We start from the raw sequence: 19324 nt of genomic DNA on the forward strand, positions 1-19324 counted from the left end.
CCTCGGAAACGGCTGCCGGCTAAGCCCGCCCCAGGATTTTTCGTCTTTGCCCAACGCGGGTACAATGGCGCGCTCAACGTAAAAACGTAACTTTTTATTTCAGTTGATAGCGTCAGCCCCGATGTCCGCCGACCGAGCGAGCCTGCATGGGAACGATGCGCGCGATGCCGCCCCCGCGTCGCGCATGGCTCGGCCCCGCCTGCGCGGACGCCGCCTCGTCTATTCGTTCTCGATCCTTGCGCTCCTGGCCTGCGCCGTCACCGGCGGCCTGCGTTGGCCGATCGCCTTGCCGCTGATCGCGACACTCGTGGTCGGCGCCATCATCCTTCCGCTGCGCGAGTCGGCCTTGCTGGTCGTGGCATGCGTAGTATTCACGTCGCTGCTCGACTTTTGGCGCGCGATCATGGGCCCGGTGCCGCTCGTCTGGCGCATGCCCGACATACCGCCGGCCCCACTGTTCGCCATCACTGCCCTGCTGTCGGTCGCCATCGTCCACTTGTGCCTGCCCGCCCTGCAAGCCGCCATCGTCGAAGCAGCGGGCCACGCCGCACGGGCCGCGCCGCGCCAACCGGCAGCGCGCCTAGAGCCTTTGCTCGACGCCTTGCCGCACCCGATCGCGATCGCTGACGAGGATGGCATCCTCACCTACGCCAACGCTCCTTACCTCAGGCTACTGGACAAATCCTCCGCCATCGTGTTGGGCCGGACGGTCCGGGAGCTTTGGCCCCGCCGCGCCGCGTCGCTTTTCGCCGCCCCACTCGAGCGGGCCTCGCGCGGCGACGCGGTGAATTTCCGGCTGCCCTTCACGACGCCTGACAACGTACAACGCGAATTCGACGTCTTCCTCTCGCCTCACCAGGGCGAAGAGGGAACGGCGAAAGCGACGCTGATGATGCTGGTCGACGTGACGGACACCGTGCGGGCACAACACGGACTCGTCGAACGGGAATCGATGTACAAGGCCGTGATCGAGCATGCGCCCATCGGCATTCTCAGCCATGTCGACGGCCTGTTGATCTATGCCAATCCTGCCGCGCAGATGATGCTCTCGGCCGACTGGCCGGGCCGCGTCATCGGGCGGTCTTTCTCCGATTTCATCATCGAGAAAGACCGCGAAAAAGTACGCCGCCGCATCAACGATCTCTCCCAGGCTCCAGGTTTTGCCGAGTTCAAGCCGTACCGGCTCGTCGCGCTCGACGGCCAGAAGCGGGACATCGAGCTGGCCGCGATCAGCGTCACCCGCGACGGTAAACAGCGCGTGGAATTGTTCTGCGTCGACGTAACCGAGCGCCGCATGCACGAAAACAAGATACGCCAGCTGAATGAAACCCTGGAATTGCGGGTGGCCGAGCGCACCGCAGAACTAGAAGCCTTCACCAGTTCGGTCAGCCACGATTTGCGCGCCCCTGCGCGCCAAATCATGTCGGCGGCCGACATCATGCTACGCAAGACGGACAAGCCTGGCAGCGACCTCAAGCCCATGCTGTCCGCCCTGTTGACCACGGCCGAGCGCATGAACCGCACCATCGACGCATTGCTCGAGCTCTCCCGGCTCGGGCGCGCGGGCATCGTGCCTTCCCTCTGGCCGCTGGGCCCCATGGTGGAAGAAATCCGCGCAGAATTGAGCGCGAACCTCGGCGACCGCTCGATCACCTGGCGTATCGACGAGCTACCGCGGGTTTTCGCTGATCCCAATCTCATCCGCCTGGTCCTGGTGAACCTGATCGACAACGCGATCAAGTTCACCCGTTACACCCCCGATCCGCTCATCGAGATCTGGGCCGACGTATACGACCAAGCGACCGCGATCAACATACGCGACAACGGCGCCGGTTTCGACATGCGGCACGCGGGCAAACTCTTCACCATGTTCAACCGCCTCCATTCGAACCGGGACTTCGACGGCACCGGCGTCGGGCTGGCCCACTGCCGGCGCATCATCGAACGCCACGGCGGACGCATCGTCGCGCACGGCGAGCCCGGCAAAGGCGCGACCCTGCGCTTTACCCTTCCCCACGCTCCGGCCATCCAAGCATAAAAAAACTCCCGCGCACCCATCGAGCGGGTTCGCGGGAGTGCGTCGGGATGGGCGCGAAGCCTGCCACCTCGGCGCTTCGCACCGGCGCGACGGCCTTTACTTGCCGGCTTGCTGGTGACGGGTGATGCCCTGCGAGATCTCTTGGCGGGCGGCATCGGGGCCGTCCCAGCCCTTGACCTTGACCCACTTGCCCTTCTCCAAGTCCTTGTAATGCTCGAAGAAGTGCTGGATGCGCAGCAGGTACTCGGGGGGGAGATCTTCAGGTTTCTGCCAGTCCCGATAGATCGGCAGGATCTTGTCCACCGGCACGGCCAGCAGTTTCGCATCGCCACCCGCCTCGTCGTCCATGTTGAGTATCCCGATGGGCCGGCACCGCACGACGGCGCCCACTGCGACGGGATGCGGCGTGATGACCAGCACGTCGACGGGATCGCCGTCGTCGGACAGCGTTTGCGGCACATAGCCGTAATTGCACGGATAGTGCATGGCCGTCATCATGAAACGGTCGACGAAGAGCGCGCCGGTCTCTTTGTCGATTTCGTACTTGATCGGATCCGCGTTCATCGGGATCTCAATGATGACGTTGAATTCTTCCGGCGCCTTCTTGCCGGGACCGACTCGATCGAGATTCATAACAGACTAAAACGTAGGACAAAAAAATCGGACCGGCCGCGAGCAGCCAGCATGGAGGGTTGGACGCCGGATCACAGTCCGGCGGCGCGATCGGGCGCGACGGCCTCTTCGCTTTCGAATTGCGGGCTCGCCGAGGTCGGCCCGAACAGCACCGCGTCGTCGGCCTTGAGCACGGGCACGCCTATCATGCCCTCGGTCGCTAGCCGCCAATGACGCACGGCTTCCGCAGCGCGATCGGTACGATCGTACAGGCTCGCCAGCAAGGCGTGAGTGCGCGGGTCGTCACGCTCGCCCAGGCTGCGCTCGAGATAACGTTGGGCCGGCCCCCACAGGCGGCCGCACAGGCAAAGCGTGCCGAGCGCCTGCAACAAGTCGGGATCGTTCGGAGACTCGCGCAGCCAGCCCTCCGCTTTTTCCAGCCGCGGCTGGATCTGGTCTGGGCTGCAGCGCGCATAAGCCCGCAAGAGCTCCGGCGTCAATTGCGCGTCGAGCGCATTTTCGAGAATTGTGCGCGTGCGCAGCTCGTCGCCGTCCGCCTCGAACACGGCGGCACCCGCCAGGGCCACCTCCGGCAGCACGCGCTCATCGTCTTTCAAGTCTTTCCAGATGGCACGCCGGGCGCCAGGGTCATTGGCGGAACGCAGCAGCTCGGCTGCCGCCTGGGCGATCATGCGGCTGCCTGCGACGGGATGCAGCGCGTTGCGCTTGGACAAGTTGCGCGCCAGCTTGAGCACCTCACCCCAATGCCCCAGGTCGCGATGCGCACGCAGCGTCAGCCTGAGCGTATGCAAATGGCGCGGCCCGTTTTCATGGAGCTGCGACAGCAAGGCCAATGCCTCTTCCGGCCGCTGTTGGTCGAGCAACATCTCGGCCTCGACGATGGTCACTGCCGGCGTCAGGGATGCGTCGTTCCCGGCCGCCTCGCGCGCCTGCGCGATCAGCGCATCGCGCCGTTCGAATTCTTGCATGGCGTGTGCCGCGCGGGCCGCAGAGAGGCTGGACAGCACCCTGCGGGAAGGAACATCGGTCTGGCCAGCCACGCGGCTCATGTCGGACTCGGCCTTTGCGTAGCGCCCTTCCAGCAGGTTGATCCAGCCCCGCTCAAGCAGCTCCTGCTGCTGGGCAAGCGCGCGACGCTCGCGCCAGCGGCGCACCCGGACGGGCAATTGCAATGTCCACGCTATGGCCCGCAACGCGCCGTACAGCACCACAAACAAGACGACCAGGATCAACGCAGCCAAGCTGGCCGACAGCTCCACGCGGTAAGGAGGCAAGAGCAGCGCGACGTTGCCCGAGTGATAGCGCAGCCCCACCGCGACGCCCACGGCGGCAACCAGCAACAGCAGTGTCCAGAACCAGGTGCGCATGTCTACCTCTGCGCGCCCTGCGCCCCGCTGCGCGGCAACACCGACCGCACCGCCGCAAGGCTATCGTTGAGGGTGGGGAGTTCGATGGTGATGTCGGTGTCGCGTATCTGCTTGAGCAGCGCCATCGCGTTCCGCGTCGCCGGAGCGGCAGGGTCGAAATAAGCCTGCAGCGCCTGCGAGACCGCATCCAGGTCGGCACGCCACGCCTGCTCCTGCCGCGACAGCAGGGCGAGCCGGGCGTTGAGCAGGCGCAGCTTGAGATTCTCGCGCACGATGGCGCCTTGCTCGGGCGAAACCAGCAGCGCTTCGGGCTTGTCGATGCGACGGATGCGGATCAGGTCGCGCAGGTCGTGCATGAAACTGTCGCGCAGCGACGCCCACCAGGCGAAAGCCGGTTTCCACCAACGCTCATCTTCCACGGCAGGCTGCGGCTCGGCAGGCTCGGCAGGTCGAGCTTGGGCGGAATCTGGTTCGGCAGGCTGCACCGTCGAGAGCAGCGGCAGGCGGTCGAGCAAGGCGATCAGCTGGTCGAGCTTGACCACCAAGCCTGCGACGTCGATGGACGGCAGGCCGCGCAGGCGCTCCAGGTCCTGCGCGATGGCCCGGCGCACCGCCGCGAACTGGGGACGATCGGCGCGCGCCAGCCGGGCGTCGGCCACTTGCAGCGCGGCGATGGAATTCTGCACATTGCCTGCCAGCTGGAGCTGCTGTGCGGCGATGGAAAGCGCCTGCTCGACTTCGATCAGGATCCACTCATCTTCGCCACGCGACAGTTCCTGGTAGAGCTGCTCGAGCGCAGCCTGCTGGCTCTGGGACTCCAAGACCTTGGACTCGAGCACGGCAAGCCGGTCGTTCGTCCCCTGTGCCACGGACAGCGCTTGGCGCGCGCGTGCTTGCGCCTCCCGGGCGAAGGAATCGATTTCGTTGAAGCGGCGGGCAGATTCGCGGCCGATGGCATCGACCAGCTGCTGCTGGCGCCACAATGCGGCCGCGAGCACCACGATCACGATCAGTGCGAAAGCCAGCACCGTGCCGAGCCAAGGGAAGGAACGGTGGGAGCGCCCCTTCGGGAGGCGGTTGGCGCGCTCGGCTGCCGGACGGGATTCGTGGGGCGCGGAACCCTGGGAAGCGGGAGGAGCGTTCTCGGATGCAGTCATGACACCGATTCTATCGCGGCCAGGATGGCCTCATCCCTGGGCGCGCAAGTTTGTAACATTGGCGGTTCGCCGCGCTCCGGCCTGGCTTGGCCGAGCACTGCTATTAGATGCCGGGCGATGCGCGGATGGGTTGCTATCAGGCGACAATCCGCCCACCAGTCGAGCAGGCCATGCTCGCTCAATTGCGCACGCACGGCATCCACCCCTTCGGCACTGGTCAGCAGCCAGGTCACGGGCCGCCCCTGCCGGGCCAGCGCCCGTAGCGCCGCGAGCAGTTCCGGCGACCAGACGTGCGGCTGCCGGCAATAGGCCGCATAGACAGTGAGCACGACGCCAGCCTCGCGCAAGCGCTCCGCCAGCCATTCGCGACCGCTGCCCTGCCCGCCCTCGCGGCCACCGCGCACGATCAACGCCCTGGCGGGCAAAGGGTCGGCGGCCAGCACTTGCCACAGCGCCTCGGAATCGAACTGCGGGCTATCGTCGGCCGGCTGGATGACCCGCGGCGCCGCGCCGAATGCAGGATGGGCACGCAAGGCCCGGCCACTGGACGGGCCGACCACCGCTGCCGCGACGTGCCGCGGCCAAGACCAAGCGGGGCCGGCCGATGCCAGCCATTTGTCCAGGAAGAAGCGGACCGCGTTGCCGCTGACGAATACGACGAGCCCGAAATCCGCTGGGTCGGGTGCTGGGCCTTCCCGCGGCGTCAGGCGCAGCGCCGGCGCATCCAGCACCAGCCAGCCACGCGCCGCCAGCGTCCTCGCCAAACTTTCGTTTTGGCCTTCGGGGCGCGTCAGGACGACAGTCGGCGCACTGGGCAACGAAAACATGGATCAGCCTAAAGCAGCGAGCAGTTCGGCCGCTCCGGCCCGCAAGAGATCGTCGGCCACTTCCAGGCCCAAGGCTTCCGCCTGTGAAACGGGACCGACCCGTTCGGCGCGCACCAAACGGGTGCCGTCAGGCATGGCCACCATCGCGCGCAGCCGCAGGACGTCTGCTTGCGTTTCGGCGTGCGCAGCGAGGGGCACTTGGCACGATCCCCCCAGCCGTCGCGACACGGCGCGCTCGGCGAGTGCCTGCGCCATGGTCGGCGCGTGGGTGAGAGGTGCCAGCAAGGCGCGCAGGTCCTCCCGGTCGGCGCGGATTTCTATGCCCAGCGCGCCCTGTCCGGCGGCAGGCAGGCTGTCGTCCGGCGACAGCAGCATGCGGATGCGATCGCCCAGCCCGAGGCGCCGCAGCCCCGCGGCCGCCAGGACGATGGCGTCGTATTCGCCGCGATCCAGCTTCGCCAGGCGAGTCTGCAGATTACCGCGCAAGGGCTTGACCTGGAGCTCCGGATAGCGCGCCCGCACTTGCGCCTCGCGTCGCAGGCTGGACGTGCCCACCACCGCACCCGGAGGCATCTCGGCCAAGCTGCCATAGCGCGGCGACACCAGCGCATCGCGCGGATCTTCGCGCTCCATGACGGCGCAGAGCGCAAACTCGGAAGCCAGATCCACCGGCACGTCCTTGAGCGAGTGCACGGCGAGGTCGGCACGCCCGTCCAGCAGCGCCGTTTCCAGCTCCTTGACGAACAAGCCCTTGCCGCCGACCTTGGACAGCGTACGGTCGAGAATGCGGTCGCCGCGCGTCGTCATCCCGAGCAGCTCGACGCGGCATTGGGGATACAGCGCGCGCAGCTTCTCCTGGACGTGCTGGGCCTGCCACAGGGCCAACTGGCTTTCGCGCGTGGCGATGATCAAGCGATCGGTATTCAAAGGGAAGTCTCTGCTAGGTGGGGACGGGCGTTTGCGCATGCGGCCATGCCGGGGAAATTATAGAAGTATTCGATGCGGCGCCGCTTTTCGTGGCATGCTTGCCGTCGCGCCTCACCCAGCCCATGCAGCCACCCATGCCAACGACGACACAAGCTCGACGCGACATGACTTCCTCGCCTCACGACCCCGATCTTCCTCTACGCAACGACATTCGACTACTTGGCCGGCTCCTAGGCGACGTCATCCGCGCCAGCGAAGGCGCCGGCGTATTCGACACCATAGAAACCGTACGCCGCATGGCCGTGCGGTTCCGGCGCGACGGCAACGCCAGCGATGGCCGTGCGCTGGAAAGGCGCCTCAAGCAGCTCACGCCCGATGAAGCCAATTCCGTGGTGCGCGCCTTCACCTACTACCTGCACCTGGCCAATATCGCGGAAGACCGCGACCAGAACCGCCGCCGGCGCGCCCGCCTCCTGCGGCAGGATGCACCTGCGCGCGGCAGCCTGCAGGACGCCGTGACACGCCTGCGGGCGGCCGGGGTCAGCCAGGCACGGATGCGCCAACTCCTGGACGACGCACTAATCTCGCCGGTGCTGACCGCACACCCGACGGAAGTGCAGCGCAAGAGCACGTTGGACGTGCACAAGGAAATCGCCCACCTACTGCAGGGCCGGGACCTGCCGCATTCGACGGAGGAAGCGTTCGAGCAGACGCTGGCGTTGCTGGGCCGCATCGCGACCTTGTGGCAGACGCGCATGCTGCGCAACTCCCGTCTCACCGTCGCCGACGAGATCGAGAACGCGCTGTCGTACTACCGCAGCACCTTCCTGCCGGTCATCCCTCAACTCTACGCGCATTTATCGCGCCTCTTGGGCCGAGAACCGGGCGATCCGTTCGGCCCCCTGCCCGATCCGTTCAAGGCCTTCCTGCGCATGGGCAGCTGGATAGGAGGCGACCGCGACGGCAACCCGAACGTCTGCGCAGAGACCTTGAACTTGGCGCTACTGCGCCAAAGCGCAACGGTTTTCGAGTATTACCTCGACGAAACGCACGCCCTGGGCGCCGAGCTCTCCATGAGCTCGCTGCTGACCCCGGCCACCGGTGCCTTGCTGGCGCTGGCCGAACAGGGAGGCGACGTTTCCGAGCATCGCCGCGACGAACCCTACCGGCGCGCCTTGATCGGCGTTTATGCTCGCCTGGCCGCCACGGCGCGCGCCTTGACCGGTCGCGAGCTCGCCCGGCGGGAAGCCCAGCCGGCCCCGCCCTACGCGCGCCCCAGCGAATTCGCTGCCGACCTCGCCATTCTCGCGGAGTCGCTCGACGAACACCATGCTTCTCCCGTCGCCCGGCTACGCCTGGCTGGGCTACGGCAAGCCGTGGAAGTGTTCGGTTTCCACCTGGCCACCCTCGATCTGCGCCAAAGTTCCGACGTACACGAACGCACGGTGGCCGAACTCCTGGCACGCGCGGGCGTGGAAGCCGACTACGCGGCCCTGGACGAAGCGGCGCGCATTGCGCTCCTACGACGAGAGCTCGCCCAGCCCCGCCCGCTGGTTTCCCCCTGGATCTCGTACAGCGAAGAAACGACGCGCGAGCTGGAGATCTTCCGCGCCGCTGCGCAAGCTCGCGAGCGCTTCGGCACACAAGCGGTGCTCCACGCCATCGTTTCCCATGCCGAATCCGTGAGCGACCTGCTGGAGGTGCTCCTCCTGCAACAAGAAACCGGGCTCATCGCCCCCGGAAGCGGAGGCAACCGGGATCGCCCCCCGGCGGAAGGCGAGGGCTTGATGGTCGTGCCCCTGTTCGAGACCATTCCCGACCTCGCAGAGGGGCCCCGCATCATGGCGCAGTTCCTGGACCTGCCGGAAGTCCGGGCCCGCGTGAAGCGCGCCCAGCGCGGCGTTCAGGAGGTCATGCTGGGATATTCCGACAGCAACAAGGACGGCGGCTACCTCACCTCGAACTGGTCGCTCTATCAGGCCGAGCGTGCGTTGGTCGAAGTGTTCGCGGCGCGCAAGGTACGGCTCAGGTTATTCCACGGCCGCGGCGGCACCGTGGGCCGCGGTGGCGGCTCCAGCTACGACGCGATCCTGGCGCAGCCGCCCGGCACCGTGGCGGGGCAAATACGCCTCACCGAGCAAGGCGAAGTCATTCAGAGCAAATACAAAGACGCCGACATCGGCCGCTGGCACCTGGAGCTGCTGACGGCCGCAACGCTCGAGGCCAGCCTGGCCGACAGCACGGAAAGCGCCTCGGCCGAGGATGCGCTATTCGCCACGTATGGTACGACCATGGATCGCCTGTCGAAAACCGCGATGGCGGCGTACCGCGCACTGGTGTACGAAACGCCGGGATTCGCCGATTACTTCTTTGCGTCCACGCCCATCTTCGAGATCGCAGAGCTCAACATCGGCTCGCGCCCTGCCTCGCGCAAGGCCACGAACCGCATCGAAGACCTGCGTGCCATTCCCTGGGGATTCTCGTGGGGACAATGCCGTCTGCTGCTCCCGGGATGGTACGGCATGGGTTCGGCCATCGAGGAATATCTGCGCCACGGAGAAGGAACCCGCCGCGCGCGCGTGCAGCACTTGCAGGCCATGGCCAGCGAATGGCCATTCTTCCGCACGCTGCTCTCGAACATGGAAATGGTGCTGGCCAAGACGGACTTGGTCATCGCTTCCCGGTACGCGCAACTGGTGCCGAACGCGGCGCTGCGCAAGCGGATTTTCAGCACCATTAGCGACGAATGGAAACGGACGATGAGCGCCCTCAAGCTCATCACCGGCCGCCGCCAGCTCCTCGCGGACAATCCCTCCCTCGCGCGCTCGATACGCGACCGCATCGCCTACATCGATCCGCTCAATCACGTGCAGATCGAGCTGCTGCGTCGCTATCGCGCCGAACGCGCCAGGCGGGGACGCGCCAAAAGCGAGTCGGCAGGCAGGACCCAGAACGGCATTCACCTGACCATCAATGGAATTGCCGCCGGCCTGCGCAATAGCGGGTGACGGCGAATCGCCTGCGCTGGCCCCAGGAGGGATCAGCGCAGGTAATGCACCGCCACCGCAATCGCGACCCCCGCCACGCCGATCAGCACGAGCAACTGCATCAGCGTCAATCCCTTTTCTCTTCCGTGCATAACCACCTCTGGCACCGCCTGTGGGCGATGCAACTTGGATTCATACCCTACAAATGACGACGCCCTGCCAGGCAGGGCGTCGTCGGCGAAGCGGCACGCCAGGTGCCGCAGACTGCGATCAGGCTTGCTCGACAGCCTCGGTCTTCTTGCGCCGTGCCAGCCACGTGCCCACGGCCACGACGATCAGCGCACCCACGATTTCGGCAGCGTAGGTGATCTGAGTGTTGTACTGTGCGAGCGACGATGGCTGGATGAGGTTGTTCTGCACCGCGACGTCGGTCACCAACATGCCGCCGGCGATCCACCCCAGGAGCGCCCCGCCGAACGTGACCACGATGGGGAAGCGGTCGATCAGCTTCAGGACCAGCGTGCTGCCCCAGATGATGATGGGCACGCTCACCAGCAGGCCGAAGATGACCAGGCCAAGCTGGTGTGCCTCGTCCGCACGCTGGGCGGCGCCGGCGATGGCGATCACGTTGTCCAGGCTCATGACGAAATCGGCCACGATGATGGTCTTGACCGCGCCCAGCAGCGTCGCGCCGCCCTCGATGTTGCCGTGCCCCTCATCTTCGGGCACGAGCAGCTTGATGCCGATCCAGAACAGCAGTAGCCCACCGACGACTTTCAGGAACGGAATCTGCAGCATCGTGACCGCGAATGCGATCAGCACCACCCGTAGAACGATAGCGCCCGCCGTGCCCCAAAGAATGCCTTGCATACGCCGCTTCGGCGGCAGGTTGCGGCAAGCCATGGCGATGACAACGGCGTTGTCTCCACCCAGCAGAATATCGATGAAAATGATTTGCAGTACCGCAGCCCAGCTGAGCGTCTGGAGAAATTCAAGCACGTGTAGCTCCCTAAAACAGACCCGGACGAGTGGGTCTTTCCCCCCGGAAAGATCCACTCACCCATTTTTTAGTATTCCTGCGCCTTCCGAGAACCTTCGCTGCACCCGCATGCAAAGAAAGCCCTTCGGGGGGAAACCGGCCCGGCATCCTGGCCAGACCGGCACACTACCACAATAACGTAAGACCGCCCGTCCGTCAGACGGTCTGGTCGCTCGAGCGGCGGCGAGACATCAGCACCTTGCCCACGATCAGCACGATGAGAGCACCGATCAGGCCGGCCGAAATCTCCGCCCCATGATGGCTGAGCCCCATGGAAGCCTCGATCGCGTCGGCATGAACCGCGGGATCGTTGACGAACAATTCGCCCGCGATGAATCCGAGCAGGGCTGCGCCCAGCCAGACGATGAGCGGGAAGCGCTCGATCACCTTGAGCAACAGCGCACTGCCGAAGATCACCAGCGGAATGCTGATGGCCAGGCCCAGCACCAGCAGCACCGTGTTGCCCATGGCCGCGGCCGCGACGGCGATCACGTTGTCCAGGCTCATGACCAGGTCCGCAATGAGAATGGTGCGGATGGCGGCCATCAGGCCGTCCTTGGCCAGCTTGCCTTCGTCCTCTTCACCTTCCGGCAGCAACAGCGAAACACCGATGTACAGCAACAGCAGCGAGCCGATCAGTTTCAACCAGGGCAGTTGCAGCAACTGGGCCGCAACCAGCGTCAGGATGATACGCATCACGATGGCGGCCGCAGAGCCGATCACGATTGCTTTCTTTTGTTGATGGGCCGGCAGCGAACGCGCCGCCAGCGCGATGACCACCGCGTTGTCCCCCGACAACAGGATGTTCACCCAGATGATTTGAATGAGAGCCAGAAAGAAGGCCACTGAACCAAATTCCACGCCGTTCTCCTTAAACGCCGACGGGCGCGGCAAATTGCGCCGCGCCCGTTTAGGCTTGGTTTTTTACAACACGGATTTGAGCAACTTACCCATTTCAGACGGGTTCTTGGTGGTCTTGATGCCGCAGGCTTCCATGATCTCGAGCTTGGCCTGCGCCGTGTCGGCGCCGCCAGAGATCAGCGCGCCGGCATGACCCATGCGCTTTCCGGGAGGTGCGGTGACGCCCGCGATGAAGCCGACGATGGGCTTCTTCATGTTGTCCTTGGCCCACTGCGCGGCATTGACTTCGTCCGGACCGCCGATTTCGCCGATCATGATGACGGCGTCGGTGTCGGGATCGTCATTGAACATCTTCAGCACGTCGATGTGCTTGAGGCCGTTGATCGGGTCGCCGCCGATGCCCACCGCGCTCGACTGGCCCAAGCCCAGCTCGGTGACCTGCGCCACGGCTTCGTACGTGAGGGTGCCCGAACGGCTGACGATGCCGATGCGGCCCTTGCGGTGGATGTGGCCGGGCATGATCCCGATCTTGATTTCGTCGGGCGTGATGAGGCCCGGGCAGTTGGGTCCGAGCAGCAGCGTGCGCTTGTTCTGAGCACGCATGCGATTGCGCACTTCCAGCATGTCGCGCACGGGGATGCCTTCCGTGATGCAGATCACGAGGTCCAGGTCGGCCTCGACGGCTTCCCAGATCGCGGCGGCAGCGCCCGCGGGCGGCACGTAGATGACCGACACGGTGGCGCCGGTGGCAGCCTTGGCCTCGGCCACGCTGGCGTAGATGGGCACGCCTTCGAAGTCTTCGCCGGCCTTCTTGGGATTCACGCCGGCCACGAAGCAGTTCTTGCCGTTGGCGTACTCGCGGCACATGCGGGTGTGGAATTGACCGGTCTTGCCGGTGATCCCCTGCGTGATGACCTTGGTATCTTTGTTGATCAGAATCGACATTTCGAGTCCTTAATATCCTTTGCTGAGCGCAACGATTACTTCTTGGCAGCGGCCACGACGGCGGTGGCGGCTTCGGCCATCGTGTCGGCGCTGATGATGGGCAGGCCGGAGTCGGCGAGCATTTTCTTGCCGAGCTCTTCGTTGGTGCCCTTCATGCGCACCACCAGCGGTACGCTCAGGCTGACGGCCTTGCACGCGGCGATCACGCCTTCGGCGATGACGTCGCAGCGCATGATGCCGCCAAAGATGTTGACCAGGATGGCTTTCAGGCCGGGGTTCTTCAACATGATCTTGAAGGCCTCGGTCACCTTCTCGGCCGTGGCGCCACCACCGACGTCGAGGAAGTTGGCCGGCTCGCCGCCGAACAGCTTGATGGTGTCCATGGTGGCCATGGCCAGGCCGGCGCCGTTGACGAGGCAGCCGATGTTACCGTCGAGCTGGATGTATGCCAGGCCGAACTTGCTGGCCTCGATCTCGGCCGGATCTTCCTCATCCGTGTCGCGGTATGCCACGATTTCGGGATGGCGGAACAGGGCGTTCGAGTCGAAGTTGAACTTGGCGTCCAACGCGACGATCTTGCCCGCGCCGGTGACGATCAGGGGGTTGATTTCCGCCAGGTCGGCGTCGGTTTCGACGTAGCAGGTGTACAGCTTCTGGATCTGCTCGGCCGCGTCGGCAACCGAAGCCTCGGGAACGCCGATGCCACGGGCCAGCTGCGAAGCTTCCTCGGTGGTCAAGCCGGTTGCCGGGTCGACGAACACCTTGAGGATTTTCTCGGGGGTGGCGTGGGCGACCTCTTCGATCTCCATGCCGCCTTCGCTGGAAGCCATCACGCAAACGCGCTGCGAGCTGCGGTCGGTGACGATGCCGACGTACAGCTCCTTCTTGATGTCGGCGCCTTCCTCGATCAGCAGGCGGCGCACTTTCTGGCCCTCGGGGCCGGTTTGGTGCGTGACCAACTGCATGCCCAGGATCTGGCTGGCCAGCGTACGCACTTCCTCGATGGATCGCGCAAGCTTGACGCCACCGCCCTTGCCGCGGCCGCCCGCGTGGATCTGGGCTTTTACGACCCAAACCGGACCGCCCAGTTGTTCAGCGGCCTTGACGGCCTCGTCTACCGAAAACGCGGGGATGCCGCGCGGAACGGTGACGCCAAATTTCTTCAGAAGCTCTTTGCCCTGATACTCGTGGATTTTCATGCGGAGCCTTCGCTGTCGGGGAGACGTTGAATGTTCGGTTGAAGATGACCAGCGCCATGAGGAGTCATGCGCCTGGCTACGGATGGAGATAGCGCCTTCGTGGCCACGGCCGGATGGACAAATGCCCACGCACCCGCGCTCGGGACGAGCGAGGCCGTGGGCGTTCGCATAGCGAGGCGGTCTGCGGTTACGGACATGCGCTAAAGGACGCCCGATTGCATCAGGCGCTGGCAAACGGGCGCAGCGTGGAAGCAATGGGCAGGCGATAAAACCCGGAGAGTATAACCCAGGCGGCCATGCCGGCCGCTCCCGGGGTTGCCCGGAACCTGCGGTCCAGGTTGTATCGCGTTTTTGCGCTGCCGGCAGCGGCCTTACGCCGCCTCGCCGCGCAGCCGATGTGCCGCCTCCACCATTTTGCTGAGCGCAGCCTCGGTCTCGGGCCAGCCCCGCGTCTTCAAGCCGCAGTCCGGATTCACCCACAGACGCTCCGGGGGCAACCGCGCCCGGGCCTTGCGCATGAGCCCGACCATCCATTCGACGTCCGGCACGTTCGGGGAATGGATGTCATAGACGCCAGGGCCGATGTCGTTGGGATAGCGGTAATCCTCGAAGGCCGCAAGCAGCTCCATGTTCGAGCGCGAGGTTTCGATCGTGATCACATCCGCATCCATCTCGGCAATGGCTTCGATGATGTCATTGAACTCCGAATAACACATGTGCGTGTGAATCTGCGTATCGTCCCGGACGCCCGCGGCGGCGAGCCGGAAGCAGTCTACCGCCCACCGCAGGTACCCTGGCCATTGCGAACGACGCAGGGGTAGCCCTTCGCGGAATGCGGGTTCGTCGATCTGGATGATCCGAATGCCGGCTGCCTCCAGATCCAGCACCTCTTCGCGCAGCGCCAGCGCCAGCTGGCGGCAAGTCTCGCTGCGCGGCTGGTCGTCGCGCACGAAAGACCACTGCAACAGGGTGACGGGTCCCGTGAGCATCGCCTTGACCGGCTTGTCGGTGAGCGACTGCGCATACGTGGTCCAGCCGACGGTCATCGGCGCCGGGCGCGAGACGTCTCCGTAGAGAATGGGGGGCTTCACGCAGCGCGACCCATAGCTCTGTACCCATCCGTTCCGGGTAAAGGCGAAGCCGGCCATCAGTTCGCCGAAGTACTCCACCATGTCATTGCGCTCGAACTCGCCATGCACCAGGACGTCCAGCCCGATGCGCTCCTGGAAGGCGATGCAGTCCGCGATGGCCTGCCGCAGCGCCTTCTCGTACGCGGCGTCGCTGAGCGAACCGTCGCGCCAAGCGCGCCGCAGGCCCCGGATCTCCGGCGTCTGGGGAAAAGAGCCGATCGTGGTGGTGGGAAAGCAGGGCAAGCGCAGCCGCGCCCGCTGCAACGCAATCCTCTCTCCGAAAGGTGGGCGCCGGAGGCTCAGCTCGCGGGACGCCGCCACGGCCTCCCAAACTCGCGGGTCGTGAATGCGGCGCGAACGGGCGCGCGCCTCAAGGGCGCAGCGCTGCCTCGCCAGCGCTTCGGCGACCGGCGATTCGGCGGCGCCCCCCGGGCCCAAGGCCTTGCGCAGCAGCGCCAACTCGTCGAGTTTCTGGTGGGCAAAGCTGAGCCAGCCTTTTAGCTCGTCGTCGAGCGCGTCCTCCTCGTCGAGGTCCACCGGCACGTGTAGCAGGGAGCAGGAAGGCGCCAACCACAAGCGTTCGCCCAGGGATGTCGCGACCGGCGACAGGCGTGCGAGCCATGCATCCAGGTCCGCCCGCCAGACGTTGCGGCCGTCTATGACTCCGGCCGACAGCACCTGGCCGGGCCGCAAGCCGGCCGCGACCGCCTCCAGCTGCTCGGGTGCCCGCACGAGATCAACGTGCAGCCCGGCCACGGGCAAATCCAGGGCGGCAGGCAGATTGTCCCCCAGCCCTCCGAAGTAGGTCGCAAGGAGGATGGGCGCCGACATGCGCGCCAGGCGCCCGTACACTCCCGCGAACGCGTTGCGCCAGCTCGCAGGAAGGTCCAGCACGAGTATGGGTTCGTCGATTTGCACCCATTGCACGCCCTCGGCCGCCAGGCGTCCGAGCACCTCTTCATAGACAGGCAACAGCGCGGGTAGCAGCGCCAGCTTCGCGGCATCGCCTGCGCCGGCGTAGGACTCTCCCTTGCCCAGCCATAGCCAGGTCAACGGCCCCGGGATGACTGGCTTGACGGCATGGCCGAGCGCGTGGGCTTCGCGCACTTGGTCGAACAACGCCGTGCGCGCCACCCGAAACCGCTGGCCAGGGTGCAGTTCCGGCACAAGGTAGTGGTAATTCGTGTCGAACCACTTGGTCATCTCGCAGGCCGCCGCCGGCGCACCGGCCGGGGCGCGGCCGCGGGCCATGCGAAACACGGTGTCCAGCGCCACGGGCTCGTCCCCTGGCTGGCCAAAGCGCGCAGGCACCGCCCCCAAGGTCGCCGACCATTCCAGCACGTGGTCGTACCACGCGAAATCGCCCACGGGCACCCAATCCATGCCAGCCTGCGCCTGGACTGCCCAATGGCGGGCACGCAGCTCGCGGCCCACGCGCTCGAGCTCGTCGGCCGAAATAAGGCCGGCCCAATAGCTTTCCAGCGCGCGCTTGAGCTCGCGTCGCGCGCCTATGCGCGGAAAGCCGAGATTGTGCAAGGTCGCCATGATGTCTCGATCCCCTATGCCGAAAAAGAAGAGGCAGACATTCTGCGGGCGCCATGCCGTGAATCAAAATCAAGTTCTACATATACAATATGAATTTAGTTCAAGTTTTCCGCCATGCTCGAGATCCGTCACCTGGAAACCCTCGTCGCGATACGCGACGGCGGCAGCCTCATTGAGGCCTCTGAACGCCTGCACGTCACCCAGTCCGCACTCTCTCACCAGCTGCGCGAACTGGAAGAGCGGCTGGGCACGCAACTGCTCAACCGCCGCACCCGGCCGCTACGCTTCACTACCGCCGGCTTGCGCGTCTTGGCGCTGGCCGACGACGTCCTGCCAAGGATGCGCGCGGCCGAGCGGGAACTCAGAAAGCTCGCCGCCGGCCGCACCGGGCGCCTGCACCTTGCCATTGAGTGCCACTCCTGCTTCCAGTGGCTGATGCCGGCGCTGGACGTCTTCCGCGAACAATGGCCGGAAGTCGTGCTAGACCTGTCCGCGGCCTTCTCCTTCGCCCCGCTGCCTGCGCTGGTCCGGGGCGACCTGGACCTCGTCATCACGTCGGACCCGGTCAAGCTCGAGGCGGTGCATTACTTCCCGCTGTTCCGCTACGAACTGGTGCTGGCCGTCGCGCGCCACAGCCCCCTGGCGATGTACAAATACATTGAACCGGCGCACCTCCAGGACCAAACGCTGATTACCTACCCGGTGGAGCGAGACCGGCTCGACGTCTTCACCGCCTTCCTCGACCCGGCCGACATGGAACCCGCTGAAGTGCGGACGACGGAGCTCACGCCCATGATCGTCCAGCTCGTTGCGAGCGGGCGCGGGGTCGCCGCCCTGCCGAACTGGGCCTTGACGGAGTATCTGGACCAAGGGCTGCTACAAGCTTGCCGGCTGGGCCCGGATGGCATATGGCGCACGCTTTATGCCGGCGTGCGGGTGGAAGACCAGGAGACGCCTTACATCCAGCATTTCCTGGACATTGCGCGCGAGGTGACGTTCAAGACGCTGGCCGGGATACGGGCACCGCGGGCCGGGCGTTGAATGGGCAGCCTCCTAGCCCCCCTACGCCCGGCCTGGGGTCGGCCCTGACCGGGGCACGCGACTTACTGCACGACCACCGTCAGGGCCGATCGAGGCGGCACCGCAACCGTTTCGGAATAGGTCGCGCCCGAAGGCCGCCGCACGACGGGGAAATGCCCCGAGGCCTTGAGGACGGATGGCGCACGCGCCGGCAGGTTGCGCGACGATGCATAGTCAGGACCATTGACGGCAGGTAGCACGTACCCATCCTCCTCGCGGCGCGGGTAACCGAAGCCGCTCGGCGACGTGGCCGGCAACAGGGCGAGCGCTGCCCCCCAATCGCGCAAGGCCGCGCGCACCCCTGCTCCGCCCGCTCGCTTGATCGCTTGGTCCAGCAACGTGAAAGAATCGGTCGAAGAGGTGCTGCGGACCAGGTCGCGATAAAACCCGATGCCGTAATGCCGTAGCAAATATCCTCCGAAATTGGCGGCGATGGGGTAGGAGAAGCAACTCGCGCCCGGGCTCGGCTCCCATGCCCGGATGTAGTCGCAATTCTGGCTTTGGCGTAGCCAGTTCGCGAAATCGCTGTCGCGCAGGGGATTGAAGCCGGGGATCACCCGCTCCGCGAGCAGGTCTTCCATCATGAGCGCCGAGGTTTCTTCCAGCCACACGGCGAAACGATAGTCCGGGCGTGCGCCGATGCGCGCCGCGCGCTGGTAGAAGTTGACCATGTGCGTCATTTCATGGGCCAAGGTGGTGTAGCCCGTGTTCCTGCCAAGCGCGCCCCCGAGGTACAGGGTTTCGGTATCCAGGAATAGCGCGACGGCTTCGTTGCTGAGCGGCTCGTAAGTCTTGAGGAAGGCGTTGGCGCTGAAAAAATAGCCCACCAGGCCCCAAGGAGCACGATCCGGCGTCAGGTTGGCCAGCACGATGTGCAGATCCTGGTCCGGGCCGATGAAGCCACCGCCCACGGTCTCCCCCCAGGGGGCCCCGACGAGATCGGTCACGATGGGATAGATGGAGTTCTGGTTCGAGGAGAACTTGGCCTGCATCGAGTCGAGCAGGGCATCGCTGATCTTCGCATCGCCCCGCTCGCCGTCCTGGACCCAAATGTTGAGCATGCGGCCGTCCGTGGCCGCCCACCGCCGCGCAAGCGTGGCCAGGAAAGACCTGCCGTCGGCATCCAGCCATTCTCGCGTGTCGCCTTCCGCTGCGGCGCTGACGGCCGCCACGACCCTATCCTGCCTCGGGGCCTGGCTGGCCCGCTCGATGGGTGGTTGGTAATCGCGAATGTGCGGGGGAATCACGTTGACGCCAGGCATGCGCATGACATCGCCCGGCTTCTGCTGGGTAGCCGACGAGGGGGGCTCCACCACCGACGCACTGATCGCAGGCATGGTGACGTCGTTGTCCGACACATTGGTAAAGACCAGCGTGACTGTACGGCCGCTTACGCCGCCCAACGCGATAGGCACCGAAGCGGTGGCACCGGACGCACTATTGTCGTAACGCCAGACACCCACTCCGCTGCCGCGATACGTCTGGGCATCGGCAGCTCCGCATTGTGCGCCGCTGCACGCAACGGATAGCGCCCCCGGGATCGAGCCGCCACTTCCGCCATCCCCCCCGCCGCCGCACGACGCCAGTAC

Annotated in this window: 14 protein-coding genes; 3 read left to right on the forward strand and 11 right to left on the reverse strand. The window is 65.5% G+C overall.

Annotated elements, in window-relative coordinates; genetic code table 11:
- The first annotated feature begins 121 nt into the window (after window positions 1-121).
- Window positions 122-2038: a PAS domain-containing protein gene (locus tag IRZ12_RS07070; RefSeq protein WP_296466292.1), complete on the forward strand. Its 1917-nt coding sequence runs from the start codon at window positions 122-124 to the stop codon at window positions 2036-2038.
- 96 nt (window positions 2039-2134) lie between these two features.
- On the opposite strand, the gene ppa is transcribed toward IRZ12_RS07070, so the two are convergent.
- The 5 genes from ppa to hemC form a co-directional block, all read right to left on the reverse strand.
- Window positions 2135-2671: an inorganic diphosphatase gene (ppa, locus tag IRZ12_RS07075; protein WP_296466294.1), complete on the reverse strand. Its 537-nt coding sequence runs from the start codon at window positions 2669-2671 to the stop codon at window positions 2135-2137.
- A 71-nt stretch (window positions 2672-2742) separates the two neighbouring features.
- Window positions 2743-4038 carry a heme biosynthesis HemY N-terminal domain-containing protein gene (locus IRZ12_RS07080; protein ID WP_296466296.1) on the reverse strand — a complete coding sequence of 432 codons (1296 nt, stop codon included), beginning with the start codon at window positions 4036-4038 and terminating at the stop codon, window positions 2743-2745.
- Window positions 4039-4040: 2 nt separating this feature from the next.
- Window positions 4041-5195, reverse strand: a complete 1155-nt coding sequence (locus IRZ12_RS07085; protein ID WP_296466299.1) for a uroporphyrinogen-III C-methyltransferase — start codon at window positions 5193-5195, stop codon at window positions 4041-4043.
- Window positions 5192-6022 (reverse strand): uroporphyrinogen-III synthase, encoded by an 831-nt coding sequence (locus IRZ12_RS07090; protein ID WP_296466302.1) that lies wholly within the window; start codon window positions 6020-6022, stop codon window positions 5192-5194. The genes IRZ12_RS07085 and IRZ12_RS07090 overlap by 4 nt, the downstream gene beginning before the upstream one ends.
- A 3-nt stretch (window positions 6023-6025) precedes the next feature.
- Window positions 6026-6949: a hydroxymethylbilane synthase gene (gene hemC, locus IRZ12_RS07095; RefSeq protein ID WP_296466306.1), complete on the reverse strand. Its 924-nt coding sequence runs from the start codon at window positions 6947-6949 to the stop codon at window positions 6026-6028.
- Window positions 6950-7113: 164 nt separating this feature from the next.
- Between hemC and ppc the strand changes: the two genes are divergently transcribed.
- The gene (ppc, locus tag IRZ12_RS07100) at window positions 7114-9957 is read left to right on the forward strand and encodes a phosphoenolpyruvate carboxylase (RefSeq protein WP_296466309.1); all 2844 of its coding nucleotides are present in this window, start codon (window positions 7114-7116) and stop codon (window positions 9955-9957) included.
- 249 nt (window positions 9958-10206) lie between these two features.
- Here the strand turns inward: ppc and IRZ12_RS07105 are convergent, their stop codons facing one another.
- The 5 genes from IRZ12_RS07105 to metE form a co-directional block, all read right to left on the reverse strand.
- Window positions 10207-10935, reverse strand: a complete 729-nt coding sequence (locus IRZ12_RS07105; RefSeq protein ID WP_296466312.1) for a TerC family protein — start codon at window positions 10933-10935, stop codon at window positions 10207-10209.
- 196 nt (window positions 10936-11131) lie between these two features.
- On the reverse strand, window positions 11132-11836 hold the full coding sequence (locus tag IRZ12_RS07110) for a TerC family protein (RefSeq protein ID WP_296466314.1): 705 nt from the start codon (window positions 11834-11836) through the stop codon (window positions 11132-11134).
- Between the two features lie 63 nt (window positions 11837-11899).
- Window positions 11900-12781: a succinate--CoA ligase subunit alpha gene (gene sucD / locus IRZ12_RS07115; RefSeq protein ID WP_296466316.1), complete on the reverse strand. Its 882-nt coding sequence runs from the start codon at window positions 12779-12781 to the stop codon at window positions 11900-11902.
- 35 nt (window positions 12782-12816) lie between these two features.
- Window positions 12817-13980, reverse strand: coding sequence for an ADP-forming succinate--CoA ligase subunit beta (sucC, locus tag IRZ12_RS07120; RefSeq protein ID WP_296466319.1), 1164 nt, complete (start codon window positions 13978-13980; stop codon window positions 12817-12819).
- Between the two features lie 371 nt (window positions 13981-14351).
- A complete protein-coding gene (metE, locus tag IRZ12_RS07125; protein ID WP_296466322.1) occupies window positions 14352-16655 on the reverse strand; it encodes a 5-methyltetrahydropteroyltriglutamate--homocysteine S-methyltransferase in 2304 nt (767 codons plus the stop codon).
- 114 nt (window positions 16656-16769) lie between these two features.
- Between metE and IRZ12_RS07130 the strand changes: the two genes are divergently transcribed.
- Window positions 16770-17696, forward strand: a complete 927-nt coding sequence (locus IRZ12_RS07130; RefSeq protein WP_296466325.1) for a LysR family transcriptional regulator — start codon at window positions 16770-16772, stop codon at window positions 17694-17696.
- 62 nt (window positions 17697-17758) lie between these two features.
- Here the strand turns inward: IRZ12_RS07130 and IRZ12_RS07135 are convergent.
- A partial coding sequence (locus IRZ12_RS07135) for a hypothetical protein (protein WP_296466328.1) occupies window positions 17759-19324 on the reverse strand: 1566 nt, incomplete at its 5' end.

Source organism: Pigmentiphaga sp. (assembly GCF_019689535.1).
Taxonomy (GTDB): Bacteria; Pseudomonadota; Gammaproteobacteria; order Burkholderiales; family Burkholderiaceae_B; genus Pigmentiphaga.